Below are 12,032 nucleotides of genomic sequence, written 5' to 3'. Positions count from 1 at the left end.
TTAACGACCGTTACCGACACGCCGCCGGGGGCCGGGAATTCGGGGTCGGCGTATCCGGCGCCTGTGCGGCGCGGAAACGTGAACGGCCCGCCCCCCGACCGGGGCGGGCCGTCACGTGCGGCGGACGAGGGATCAGAAAGCGGCCTCGTCCAGGTCCATCAGGTCCAGGTCCACGCCCTCGGCGAGCTTGCGGGCACCCGTGACGCCGGGCAGGACGTTGGCGGCGAAGAACTTCGCGGCCGCGATCTTGCCGGTGTAGAAGGCGACGTCCTTCGAGGAGGCGTTCGGCAGCTTCTCGGCGGCCACCGCGGCGTTGCGCAGCAGCAGGTAGCCGACGACGACGTCACCGGAGGCGAGCAGCAGGCGGGTCGTGTTGAGACCGACCTTGTAGATCTCGCGGACGTCCTTCTCGGTCGCCGCGAGGTCGGTGAGCATGAGGCCGACGATGGCCTCCAGCTCGGCGGCGGCCTTGGCGAGCTGCCCGCGCGCGGTGGCGAGCTCCTCGCCGCCGGTGTTCACCGCGAGGAACTTCTTGATCTCCTCGGCGAGCGAGTTCAGCGCCGCGCCCTGGTTGCGGACGATCTTCCGGAAGAAGTAGTCCTGGCCCTGGATCGCGGTCGTGCCCTCGTAGAGGGTGTCGATCTTCGCGTCGCGGATGTACTGCTCGATCGGGTACTCCTGCAGGAAGCCGGAGCCGCCGAAGGTCTGCAGCGACTGGGCGAGCTGCTCGTAGCCCTTCTCGGAGCCGTAGCCCTTGACGATCGGCAGGAGCAGGTCGTTGAGCGCCTCGGCCTGGGCGGTGTCCTCGCCGGCCGCTTCCTTGAGGGCGATCTCGTCCTGCACGGAGGCCGTGTGCAGCACGAGGGCGCGCATGCCCTCCGCGTACGCCTTCTGCGTCATCAGCGAGCGGCGCACGTCGGGGTGGTGCGTGATGGTGACCTTCGGCGCGGTCTTGTCCATGAACTTCGCCAGGTCGGGACCCTGCACGCGCTCCTTGGCGTACTCCAGGGCGTTCAGGTAACCCGTCGAGAGCGTGGAGATCGCCTTCGTACCGACCATCATGCGGGCGAACTCGATGATGCGGAACATCTGGCGGATGCCGTCGTGCTTGTCACCGATGAGCCAGCCGACGGCCGGCTTGTCGGCCTGGTCGCCGAAGGTCATCTCACAGGTGTTGGAGGCCTTGAGGCCCATCTTGTGCTCGACGTTGGTGGCGTAGACGCCGTTGCGCTCGCCCAGCTCGCCGGTCTCGAAGTCGAAGTGGTACTTCGGGACGAGGAAGAGGGACAGGCCCTTGGTGCCGGGGCCGTGGCCCTCGGGGCGGGCGAGGACGTAGTGGAGGATGTTCTCCTCCATGTCGTGCTCACCGGAGGTGATGAAGCGCTTCACGCCCTCGATGTGCCAGGAGCCGTCAGGCTGCTGCACGGCCTTGGTGCGGCCCGCGCCCACGTCCGAGCCGGCGTCCGGCTCGGTGAGGACCATCGTGGAGCCCCAGAGCTTGTCGACGGCGATCTTCGCCCACTTCTTCTGCTCCTCGGTGCCCTCCTCGAAGAGGATCCGGGCGAACGCCGGGCCGGAGGAGTACATCCAGATCGCCGGGTTCGCGCCGAGGATCAGCTCCGCGTACGCCCAGATCAGGGACGGCGGGGCGGTGGTGCCGCCGATCTCCTCGGGCAGGCCCAGACGCCAGTACTCGGAGTCCATGAACGCCTTGTACGACTTCTTGAAGGAGGCCGGGACCGGGGCCGTGTTGGTCTCCGGGTCGAAGACCGGCGGGTTGCGGTCGGCGTCGGCGAAGGACTCGGCCAGCTCGTTCTCCGCGAGGCGGGTGAGCTCGGCGAGCACGCTCTTGGCGGTGTCGGTGTCCATCTCCGCGAACGGGCCGGTGCCGTACAGCTTGTCGCGGCCGAGCACCTCGAAGAGGTTGAACTCGATGTCGCGGAGATTCGACTTGTAGTGCCCCATGGCGACGGCTCCGTTAAGTCCGGGAGTGGGCGGATCACACCGTTGCTCCGGCAGGATCCTCGTATGCGTACCAACTGGTAACAACCATGATGCTACCCGTCGGTAATAAGGCGCAACCCCAAACCCGCCATCTGTGACCGTCGCCATCCGGTGACCCAGTACGCTCGTGGCCATGTACGGCTACGACCAGAACCCCGGTGGGCAGCAGTACGCACCGCCCCAGGGCGGCCAGCACATGCCGGGCGGGATGCCGGGCGGCGTACCCGGCGGCATGCAGGGCGGCGCGCCCGGAGCCATGCCGGGCGGCGGCGTGGCCGGCGGATACGGCCAGCAGGCACCGCTCTATCCCGAGCCGTCCCCGCCCTCCCTCGCGGACGCCGTGCGCGCCTTCACGACCGGCTCGATGGCCGCCGAGGACTTCCAGCAGATATTCGCCACGTCGAAGGTCTACTGCCCGCGCGGCGACAACCCCGGCTTCCTGGCCCTGCACAACACCCAGCAGCCGGTCATTCCGATGTTCACCTCCCTCAAGGAGCTGCGCCGGTACGCGGGCAAGGAGTCCAAGTACTTCGTCATCACCGGCGCCGAGGTCATCGACCTCCTCCCCACCGGCTACGGCTTCGTCCTCGACATGGAGGGCGAGCACCGCATGGTCTTCGACGCGAAGGCCGTGGAGGAGATGGTCGACTTCGCGATGCGGCGGATGTACGGCTGACCTCCGCCGTATCCTGGCTGCACACGGGAAGGAGTCGTCACATGAGCGTGGACGCGATCGTGCACACCGAGTTCCCCGAGGGGTACACGGTCTTCTTCGGTGCCGACGGGAAGGTGATCATGACCCCGCAGAGCCTCGAGCACTCGAGCACGATCAAGGCAATGCAATACGACACGATCGTGTCCCTCGGGCGTCATGCGAAGACCGCCTCCGACGTTTACGTCGATTTCCCGGCCGACGAGAACTCCGCCCCCGACCTGGCCATCTTCCGCGAGGACGCCCGCCGGGAAGGCAAGCGCTACGGCTTCGAAGACGTCCTGCTGATCTCCGAAGTCGTCTCGACCTCGTCCGCCCGCAAGGACTACGACGACTGCACCGCGAAGTACGGCCGCTACGGCATTCCCGTCTACCTGGTCGTGGACCCCTACGCCCAGGAAGTCGTCCTCCACACCCAGCCGACCGCCACCGGCTACATCACCGCGCAGACCCACAAGTACGGCACGGGCAAGCTCCCCATCCCCCTGGCGGACGGCCGCACCTTCACTCTCGACCTCGACGAGCTCCCCCGCCCGGAGCCCGAGACCGGGACCCGCTGACCAGCACGCTGACCAGCAGTCCGTACGCACGGCCGAGCCGGGCCGTCCCCGCCCGGTCCGAGGCCGTCAGCGCCCGCTTCGGCGGGCCCGGTGGCGGCGGACGGCGTCGCGGCTGCCGCAGCGCGGTGAGCAGTAGCGCCGGGTGCCGTTGCGGGAGACGTCCACGACGACGTTCGTGCACGGGGCCGCCGCGCAGCGGCCGAGGCGGTGCATGCCGCGCGTGGTCAGGTGCAGGGCGGTGCCCACGCTGAGGACGGCGTGCAGCACGCGCGGCAGGTCGTCGTCCACGTCGCGGTAGTGCAGATGCCAGCCCTCGCCGTTGTGGTCGGTCATCCGCGGGTACGCCGTGGCCGCGGCCATCTGCGCGTTGAGGAGTGCCGCCCGCTCGTCCGGGCCGGGCGCGTCGACGATCCGCAGCCAGTCGTCGAGTACGGCCCGGCAGCGGGCGTGGTCGTCGGCCCGCTCCGGGAAGGCCATCGTCATGCCGTACGCACGGGTCCGCTCCACGATCCCGGACCGCGTGGCGGGCCAGTCGTCGGCCAGGGAACCGGCGAGGAGCACCGCGTACTCCCCGTAAGGGTTGAGATGCACAAGGGCATTACATCAGGGTGACGCCATGCCGCTCGCCCAGCTCACCCTGCCGTCCGCGCCCGTCTCCACTGCAGCCGTCCTCGCCATGGCGCTCACCGCGCTGGCCATGGTCCTGACCCCGGGGCCGAACATGGTCTACCTGGTCTCGCGCAGCATCGGCCAGGGCCGCACCGCAGGCCTTGTCTCGCTGGCCGGTACCGGACTCGGCTTCGTCGTGTACCTGCTGATGGCCAACCTCGGCCTCGCGGTCGTCTTCGTCGCCGTGCCCTGGCTGTTCATCGCCTTCAAGGCCGCAGGGGTCCTCTACCTCGCGCACCTCGCCTGGCAGGCCCTGCGTCCGGGCGGGCGGGCCCTCTTCGAGGTCCGGGACGTCCCCCGCGACAGCCCGTCCCGCCTCTTCCGCATGGGTCTGCTCACGAACCTGCTCAACCCCAAGGCGGCGATCATGTACCTGACCCTGATCCCGCAGTTCATCGACCCGCAGCGCGGCCACCCCGCCGTACAGGGCCTGGTGCTCGGCTCGGTCCAGATCGCCGTGAGTCTCACCGTCAACGCCCTGATCGTCCTCGCCGCGGGCACCGTCGCCGCCTTCCTCGCCGCGCGCCCGAGCCTGGCCACCGTGCAGCGCCGCATCACCGGAACGCTCCTGGGCGCCGTCGCCCTGCTGCTGGCCCGCGAGGTGCCGGTGCGGGCCCGGGTCTGAGGGAGCTGTGCGCGTCCGGGGGAATTCCTCCGGGGTCTGCCATGTTCCAGGTGGCAGGAAGTTCGAGATTCAACTATTCTCGAACCTGCGAAGGAGGTACCGACCATGCCTGCAGTGACCGTCGAGAACCCGCTGACCCTGCCCAAGGTGACCGCCCCCGCCGATGCGCCGGCGCGCAAGGTCCTGGCCGTGGTGGACGCACCGTCCGGCTTCGAGGGCGAGGGCTTCCCGGTGCGCCGCGCCTTCGCGGGCATCAACTACAAGTACCTCGACCCGTTCATCATGATGGACCAGATGGGCGAGGTGGAGTACGAAGCGGGCGAGCCGAAGGGAACCCCCTGGCATCCGCACCGCGGCTTCGAGACCGTCACGTACCTGATCGACGGCACCTTCGTGCACCAGGACTCCAACGGCGGAGGCGGCACCATCCGCAACGGCGATACCCAATGGATGACCGCCGGCAGCGGCCTGCTCCACATCGAGGCCCCGCCGGAGAGCCTCGTCATGTCCGGCGGCCTCTTCCACGGGCTGCAGCTGTGGGTGAACCTGCCCGCCAAGGACAAGATGATGAACCCCCGCTACCAGGACATCCGCGGCGGCCAGGTCCAGCTCCTCAGCTCCCCCGACGGCGGCGCGCTGCTCCGCGTCATCGCCGGTGAGCTGGACGGGCACGAGGGCCCGGGCATCACCCACACGCCGATCACGATGATCCACGCGACCGTCCGCCCCGGTGCCTCGGTCACCCTCCCCTGGCGCCCGGACTTCAACGGCCTCGCGTACGTCATGGCCGGACGCGGCGCGGTCGGCGAGGAGCGCCGACCGATCCACCTGGGTCAGACGGCGGTCTTCGGCGACGGAGGCTCGCTCACCATCCGCGCGGACGAGAAGCAGGACGGGCACACGCCCGACCTGGAGGTCGTCCTGCTCGGCGGGCAGCCGATCCGCGAACCGATGGCCCACTACGGCCCGTTCGTCATGAACACCCGGGCCGAACTCCAGCAGGCCTTCGACGACTTCCAGGCGGGCCGCCTGGGCGTCATCCCGACGACGGAGCGTCTGCCGCACACGTGAGTGCTGTCGCCGCCGTGCGGAGGGTGCCGGGGGTCAGACCTCGCCGCCCGTCGTCGACTCGCCGCCCGATGTCGACTCGACTCCTGTCGTCGAGTCGATGTGACCCGGAACCTCTCCCACATAGTCGCCGGTGCTGAGCGTCCCGGCCGGTTCGAGCAGCAGCACGCTCGCGCCGTCCGGCGACCGAGGGCAGTGCTCGACTCCGCGCGGGACGACGAAGACGTCGTGACGTTCGAGGTGTACGGCGGTCTCGGCTCCGGCCTCCCGCAGGCGGATGTCGAGACTGCCGTCGAGCACGAGGAACAGCTCGTCGGTGTCCGGGTGGGAGTGCCATACGAAGTCGCCCTCGACCTTGGCGAGGCGGACGTCGTAGTCGTTGACGCGGGTGAGGATCCGCGGGCTCCAGGTCTCCTGGAAGGAGGCCAGGACGGTGTCGATGTTCGTTGTCCGGTGCGTCATGGCCCGATCCTCGGGCTTGCGCCCATCGCCCCGACAGTGCGAGGAATGGCGCATGCCGCAAGATTCCTCGCACCTGCACTCCGTCGTCGCTCTCGTGGACGACGGCTCGAACCCGTTCGAGCTGGCATGCCTGACCGAAGTCCTGGGTATCGACCGGCCCGAGGCCGGCGGGCTGCTCTACGACTTCCGGATGTGCGCACGCGAGCCGGAGGTGTCCATGCGGCAGGGCTTCTTCGCGATGACCGGCATCGCGGACCTTTCGGCCGTGGAACAGGCGGACACGGTGATCGTCCCCAACCGCCCCGACACGGCCGCACCCCACCACCCCGACGTGCTCCGGGCCATCGCGCGCGCCGGTGACCGCGGGGCGCGGATGATCGGGATGTGCAGCGGGGCGTTCACCCTCGCCGAGGCCGGTGTGCTGGACGGGCGCCGTGTCACGGTGCACTGGCAGTGGGCCGACGAGTTCCGGGCCCGGTACCCACGGGTCCGTGTCGACGACGCCGTCCTCTTCGTCGACGACGGAGACATCCTCACCTCGGCCGGCAGCGCGGCCGCTCTCGACCTCGCACTCCACGTCGTACGCCGCGACCACGGCGCCGAGACCGGGGCGGCCGTCGCCCGCCGCCTCGTGTTCCCGGGGCACCGGCCGGGCGGGCAGCGGCAGTTCATCGAACGTCCGCTGCCGCAGGAGCCGGAGAGCCCGCTCGCGGCCGCGCTCGCCTGGGCCGAGCAGCGGGCGACCGGCCCGATCACGGTCACCGACATCGCCTCCCGGGCGGCGATGAGCCCGGCGACCCTGCACCGCCGCTTCCGCAGCGAGTTCGGCTGCACCCCGAACCAGTGGCTGACCGCCGTCCGTGTCGAGCACGCCCGCCGGCTCCTCGAACAGACCACCCTGACCATCGACCAGGTCGCCCACCGAAGCGGCCTCGGCACCGCCGCCAACCTCCGTACCCGCCTCACCACCCACACGGGCCTGACCCCGACCGCCTACCGGCGCACCTTCACGGCTTGACCGGCCGGAATACCCTGAGCGCTGCTGAGCACCCCTGACCACCCCTGACCACCTTTCGGGCCGACAGAAGGCGTCAAGAAACCAGATGACGGACACCGCCCCTCCGCCCGCCGTGGCCGAGGACGACCACCACGGGGAAATAACCGTCGCCCTCGAAGGCGAGCACGCCGAGACACTCGTGGTGAGCGGCGAGAAGATCCCGCGCATCACGCTCACCCGGGCCCCGGAGGCCGAGGTCGACGAGCAGATCGCCATCGGCACCCGCGACCCCGGGCATCTCACCCTCACGGTGGACGGTGACGAAGCGACGATCGCCCCGGCCAAAGGGAGGTTCAGCCGGCGTTCCTACCGGGTCGACGTCACGTACGCGGGCACGACCTACCGGCTGGTGCCCGACTCCGTCCCGAGCAGCAGGCTGACGCGGGACGGGAAGCACCTCGGGGACTTCGTCTCGGACGGCGACCGGCGGGTGACGGCGCAGTGGCAGGAGGGCGTCGGGATCGAGCCGTTGGACGCGGCGGTCGGATACGCGCTGTCCGCGGCCTTCGGCGCGGGCGGTCAGCCGATGTGGATGATGCTCGTCGAGGCGGTCAGCACGGCACTGCCGTAGCCCCGGGGCTGTCGCTGGCGTCCGCGCTGACCGAACCGTGGCGTTTCTGCCCTGTGGTAACCGGCACCCGGTCCGGAGCGCCGCGCGCGCAGGGCCCGCCCGGTCACCCGGCGGCGGCCAGGCGGCGCCGTAGTTCGTCCTCGGGGACGTCTTCCACGTGGGTGAGGAATACCCAGAGGTGACCGGAAGGGTCCTTGAGGATGACGGTGCGGTCGCCGTGGAACATGTCCTTCGGCGGTTGGATGATCTCGGCGCCGGCGGCCTCCGCGCGCTGGGCCAGGCTGTCGACGTCCGGCACGAAGACGTGCAGCGTGACGGTCGTGCCTCCGCCGAGTGAGGCCGGTGCGGCGAAGGCGGCGGCCTCCGCCTCGTCCAGGCTGACGTCGCCCAGCATCAGGGCCGAGCGTCCGATGGTGATCTCGGCGTGCAGAATCCCGCCGTCCGGAGCGTCGATCCTGAATTGCTCGCGGGCGCCGAAGGCCCGCTGGTAGAAGTCGATCGCCGCGGCGGCGTCGTCGACCATGATGTGCGGGATCACGGCGTAGCGGTAGCGGTCGGGGATCTCGGCGTGGGGTGCGTGCTCGGTCACTTCGAACCTCCCTGAGGCGCCGCCGGTCGGCTCCGGCGGCTCTGGAAGGAACGTAGAAGCTCAAGCTTGGTTGAGGTCAAGCGCGGGGTCGGCTCGCTCCCGCCCGGGCAGGGGGTGGTGTCAGGAGCGGTCAGTGGTGTGACCAGTCGGTCAGCTTCTCCCAGGTGGAGCTGCGGACCGAGGTGATCGGCACCTGCTCCGGCACGTACTCCTCGCACTTCGGGTTGTGGCAGGGGCCGGCGATCCAGTGGGGCACGTAGACCCCCATCGTCTTGTGCCGTTCCACCACCGCCTCCACCGGCTTCCCGCACGCGCCGCAGAAGTAGTCGGGGGGAGGTGTGGTCCGTTTCGGCCGCGGTTCCATGCGCATATTTTACTACCGCTTTAGGTAGTTTTGGGAGGTTCCGGCGGCGACGGAGACGAGGGCGGCCGGGCCTCGGCGGCGGGGCTTGCGGCGCCCTCGGGCGGAGGGCGGAGCGCGCTGAGCGCGACGGACACGGCAAGCACCGACACGATGACCGCGAGGCTGACCGGGGACGGGATCTCGGGCACGGCGGTGCTGACCGTCTCGTGCGACGCCTGCAGGATGAGCTTGACGCCGATGAAGGCGAGGATCAGCGCAAGACCCTTGCCCAGGTAGTGGAAGCGGTCGAGCAGCCCGGCGAGCATGAAGTACAGCGCGCGCAGGCCGAGGATGGCGAAGGCGTTGCTGGTGTAGACGATGAAGGCATCGCTGCTGACGGCGAGGACGGCGGGCACGCTGTCGACGGCGAAGACGAGGTCGGCGGCCTCGATCGCGGCGACGACGGCCAGCAGCGGAGTGGCCACACGCCGCCCCGCCTCCTTCGCGAAGAAGTGGGCCCCGGCGTAGTCGTCCTGTACGGGGACGATCCTGCGCAGCAGCTTCACGGCGAGGCTCCGGCCCGGGTCGAAGCTGTCGTCCTCCTCCTTCAGGAGCTTGTACGTGCTGTAGAAGAGGATCACCGCGAAGACGAACAGCACGGCGGTGAAACGGCTGACCACCGCGACCCCCGCCGTGAGGAAGACGCCCCGGAGGACCAGGGCGCCGAGCACGCCCAGGAAGAGCACCCGGTGCTGGTAGGCGCGCGGCACCCGGAAATAGCCGAAGATCAGGGCGAAGACGAAGAGGTTGTCGACCGACAGACTCTTCTCGAGCAGCCACGCCGTCGTGTACTCCACCCCGGCCTTCGCCCCGACCACCAGGAAGACCAGCGCGCCGAAGGCGATGGCGAGGCCCACCCAGACCCCGCTCCAGGCGGCGGCCTCCCGGAACCCGATGACGTGCGCCTCGCGGTGCGCCAGCAGATCGACCGCCAGCGACACGAGCACGGTGGCGGCGAACACCAGCCACAACCACAACGGCACGTCATACACAGCCCCGACCCCGCAGACCCGATCGACGGCACGGCTTTCTTCGAGTCTGCGGGATACCGCGGGAACTGTCGTGCCCCGGGGCGCCGCTGCGGAACGCCGTCCGGGGCCCCGCGCGTCACCGCCCGCGCGCCGTCACTCGCGCGCCGTCACTCGCGCGCCGTCACCCGCGCGCCATCACCCGCGCGGCACCGCCCGCGGTGCGGGCCCCCGGCGGCGGTGGTCGGGTGGGTTCGTGCTGACTCTGTTGCCCGAGGGTGCCCGGCGGCTCGGTGCCTGGTGTGTGCTGGTTCTGTTGGTCTCCGCGGTGCTGGCCGTCGGGATCTGGCTGTGCGCGCTCCTCAAGACCGCCGTCACCCCCGTACTGCTCGCCCTGCTGGGGACCGCGCTGCTCGGGCCGCTGTACCGGCGGCTGCTCAGGATGCGGGTGCACAGGTCCCTGGCCGCGGGGCTGACCTGTGCGGCCGTGGTGGTCGTGGTCGGCGGGGCGGTGTACATCGTCGTCAGTGCGCTGATCGAGACCGGGGACCAGATCGTCGCCTCGCTCAGGGACGCGGCGCAGTCGCTCGCCGAGCACCTCGGGGCGGCCGGGACCTCGCTCGACGATCTCGCGGCGAACTCGAAGGACCTGCTGAGCAAGTTCGGCGGTACCGCCGCGTCCGGGGTGATCAGCGGGGTGAGCGTCGTCGGTCAGATGATCGCGATGGCGGTGCTCGCGCTGCTGCTCGTCTTCTTCTTCCTGCGGGATTCGCAGCGGGCCGTGCGCGCCCTGCACTCCTTCGTGCCGCGCGGGCGGGGGGAGGCGGCCGAGGTGATGGCACGGCGGGCCTTCGAGGCCATCGAGGGCTTCATGCGGGGGACGACGGTCATCGCGCTGATCGACGCGGTCTGTATCACCGTGGGGCTGCTGATCCTGCAGGTGCCGGGGGCGGTCGGGCTCGGGGCGCTGGTGTTCGTGGGGGCGTACATCCCGTATCTCGGGGCGTTCATCTCGGGTGCGGTGGCCGTGCTGGTCGCGCTGGCCGACCGGGGGTGGGTGATCGCCCTGTGGGCGCTCGGCGTGGTGCTCGCCGTGCAGGTGCTCGAAGGGCATGTGCTGCAGCCGATGATCCAGAGCCGGACCGTGCAGATGCATCCGGCGGTGGTGATGCTCGCGATCACGGCGGGTGCCTCGGTGGCGGGGATCCTCGGGATGCTGCTCGCGGTGCCGCTGACGGCGGCCGCGTTCGGGATCTATTCGGAGCTGCGGACGCAGTACGCGAGGGGGAGGAGCGCCGAGGCCTGACGGGCGGTGCCCTGTCACCTTCACGGTGTTGAGAACGTCAGTGGGACGACACCGTCGATGGGAAGGACCCGTGGCCTTGAGTTCCCCCGATCTTCTGTCCGTCCGGTTCGAGGAGCACCGTCATCACCTGAAGGCGGTCGCCTACCGCATGCTGGGTTCGCTGAGCGAGGCGGACGACGCGGTCCAGGAGGCGTGGCTGCGGCTGTCCCGGTCCGACGAACACCGGATCGACAATCTCGGCGGCTGGTTGACCACCGTGGTCGGCCGGGTCTGCCTGGACATGCTCCGTGCGCGCAAGCGCCGGGGCGAGGAGTCGCTGGACGCGCGGCTGCCCGACCCGGTGGTCAGCAACGAGGACGGGGCCGACCCCGAGCAGCAGGCGTTGCTGGCCGATTCGGTGGGGCTCGCGCTTCTCGTGGTGCTGGAGTCCCTGAGCCCGGCGGAGCGCCTCGCGTTCGTCCTGCATGACATGTTCGGGCTGCCGTTCGAGCAGATCGCGCCGATCGTCGACCGTACGCCCGCCACGGCGAAGAAGCTCGCCAGCCGCGCGCGCCAGCGCGTCCGGGGCGCGACCCCGCCGCCGGATCCGGATCCGGCCGGCCAGCGGCGCGTGGTGGACGCCTTCCTCGCCGCCGCCCGCGGCGGCGACTTCGCGGAGCTGGTGTCCCTCCTCGATCCCGACGTCGTGCTGCGCGCGGACACCGGCGGCCCCGACGGTGCCCTGCGGGTCCTGCGCGGTGCCGAGGCCGTGTCCGGTCAGGCCGCCACGTTCCGGCGGATGGCCACGGCCGCCACCGCGCATCCCGCGCTGGTCAACGGCCTCGCGGGGCTCGTCAACACCATCGACAGGGAACCGATCTCCGTCATGAGCTTCACCATCGCGGACGGCAGGATCGGCGCGATCGACATCCTCTCCGACCCCGAACGCCTGGCCCGGCTCAACCTCGCCCCGAGCGAGGGCTGAGCCGGGTCTGCCGAGTGGCCCGCCCCGGGGTCCGAAATAAGTCCCCCGGGGCGGTCACCTTCGGCTCGTCCCCG

General features: G+C 70.3%; 14 protein-coding genes. 8 read left to right on the top strand and 6 right to left on the bottom strand.

From position 1 onward, the window contains the following. Nucleotides 1-132: 132 nt before the first annotated feature. Nucleotides 133-1,965: an acyl-CoA dehydrogenase gene (locus ACLF6P_RS01505; RefSeq protein WP_415947439.1), complete on the bottom strand. Its 1,833-nt coding sequence runs from the start codon at nucleotides 1,963-1,965 to the stop codon at nucleotides 133-135. A 172-nt stretch (nucleotides 1,966-2,137) separates the two neighbouring features. Here ACLF6P_RS01505 and ACLF6P_RS01500 point away from each other — a divergent pair, with 172 nt between their 5' ends. Together ACLF6P_RS01500 and ACLF6P_RS01495 are read left to right on the top strand one after the other, a co-directional pair. Continuing rightward, nucleotides 2,138-2,680, top strand: a complete 543-nt coding sequence (locus tag ACLF6P_RS01500) for an SseB family protein (protein ID WP_415947438.1) — start codon at nucleotides 2,138-2,140, stop codon at nucleotides 2,678-2,680. Between the two features lie 41 nt (nucleotides 2,681-2,721). After that, nucleotides 2,722-3,276 (top strand): Uma2 family endonuclease, encoded by a 555-nt coding sequence (locus ACLF6P_RS01495; RefSeq protein ID WP_415947437.1) that lies wholly within the window; start codon nucleotides 2,722-2,724, stop codon nucleotides 3,274-3,276. Nucleotides 3,277-3,342: 66 nt separating this feature from the next. Here the strand turns inward: ACLF6P_RS01495 and ACLF6P_RS01490 are convergent, their stop codons facing one another. Continuing rightward, nucleotides 3,343-3,867: a CGNR zinc finger domain-containing protein gene (locus ACLF6P_RS01490; RefSeq protein WP_415947436.1), complete on the bottom strand. Its 525-nt coding sequence runs from the start codon at nucleotides 3,865-3,867 to the stop codon at nucleotides 3,343-3,345. Between the two features lie 25 nt (nucleotides 3,868-3,892). Here ACLF6P_RS01490 and ACLF6P_RS01485 point away from each other — a divergent pair, with 25 nt between their 5' ends. Next, the gene (locus ACLF6P_RS01485) at nucleotides 3,893-4,570 is read left to right on the top strand and encodes a LysE family translocator (RefSeq protein WP_415947435.1); all 678 of its coding nucleotides are present in this window, start codon (nucleotides 3,893-3,895) and stop codon (nucleotides 4,568-4,570) included. A 105-nt stretch (nucleotides 4,571-4,675) separates the two neighbouring features. Beyond that, nucleotides 4,676-5,641 (top strand): pirin family protein, encoded by a 966-nt coding sequence (locus ACLF6P_RS01480; RefSeq protein WP_415947434.1) that lies wholly within the window; start codon nucleotides 4,676-4,678, stop codon nucleotides 5,639-5,641. A 33-nt stretch (nucleotides 5,642-5,674) separates the two neighbouring features. Here the strand turns inward: ACLF6P_RS01480 and ACLF6P_RS01475 are convergent, their stop codons facing one another. Next, nucleotides 5,675-6,100, bottom strand: coding sequence for a cupin domain-containing protein (locus tag ACLF6P_RS01475; protein ID WP_415947433.1), 426 nt, complete (start codon nucleotides 6,098-6,100; stop codon nucleotides 5,675-5,677). 52 nt (nucleotides 6,101-6,152) lie between these two features. Between ACLF6P_RS01475 and ACLF6P_RS01470 the strand changes: the two genes are divergently transcribed. Then, nucleotides 6,153-7,118 (top strand): GlxA family transcriptional regulator, encoded by a 966-nt coding sequence (locus tag ACLF6P_RS01470; RefSeq protein ID WP_415947432.1) that lies wholly within the window; start codon nucleotides 6,153-6,155, stop codon nucleotides 7,116-7,118. 85 nt (nucleotides 7,119-7,203) lie between these two features. After that, complete coding sequence (locus ACLF6P_RS01465) at nucleotides 7,204-7,728, top strand: hypothetical protein (protein WP_415947431.1); 525 nt, start codon at nucleotides 7,204-7,206, stop codon at nucleotides 7,726-7,728. A gap of 103 nt (nucleotides 7,729-7,831) precedes the next feature. Here the strand turns inward: ACLF6P_RS01465 and ACLF6P_RS01460 are convergent, their stop codons facing one another. The 3 genes from ACLF6P_RS01460 to ACLF6P_RS01450 form a co-directional block, all read right to left on the bottom strand. After that, nucleotides 7,832-8,251 carry a VOC family protein gene (locus ACLF6P_RS01460; protein WP_415947460.1) on the bottom strand — a complete coding sequence of 140 codons (420 nt, stop codon included), beginning with the start codon at nucleotides 8,249-8,251 and terminating at the stop codon, nucleotides 7,832-7,834. Nucleotides 8,252-8,447: 196 nt separating this feature from the next. Beyond that, the gene (locus ACLF6P_RS01455) at nucleotides 8,448-8,681 is read right to left on the bottom strand and encodes a hypothetical protein (RefSeq protein ID WP_415947430.1); all 234 of its coding nucleotides are present in this window, start codon (nucleotides 8,679-8,681) and stop codon (nucleotides 8,448-8,450) included. Nucleotides 8,682-8,701: 20 nt separating this feature from the next. Next, complete coding sequence (locus ACLF6P_RS01450; protein ID WP_415947429.1) at nucleotides 8,702-9,712, bottom strand: TerC family protein; 1,011 nt, start codon at nucleotides 9,710-9,712, stop codon at nucleotides 8,702-8,704. A gap of 235 nt (nucleotides 9,713-9,947) precedes the next feature. Here ACLF6P_RS01450 and ACLF6P_RS01445 point away from each other — a divergent pair, with 235 nt between their 5' ends. After that, nucleotides 9,948-10,994, top strand: coding sequence for an AI-2E family transporter (locus ACLF6P_RS01445; protein ID WP_415947459.1), 1,047 nt, complete (start codon nucleotides 9,948-9,950; stop codon nucleotides 10,992-10,994). Nucleotides 10,995-11,070: 76 nt separating this feature from the next. Next, a complete protein-coding gene (gene sigJ / locus ACLF6P_RS01440) occupies nucleotides 11,071-11,958 on the top strand; it encodes an RNA polymerase sigma factor SigJ (protein WP_415947428.1) in 888 nt (295 codons plus the stop codon). The last annotated feature ends 74 nt before the right edge of the window (nucleotides 11,959-12,032 follow it).

Origin of the sequence: Streptomyces lothianensis (assembly GCF_047779955.1) — a bacterium.
GTDB lineage: Bacteria > Actinomycetota > Actinomycetes > Streptomycetales > Streptomycetaceae > Streptomyces.
This window is presented reverse-complemented; position numbering and strand designations above follow the sequence as displayed.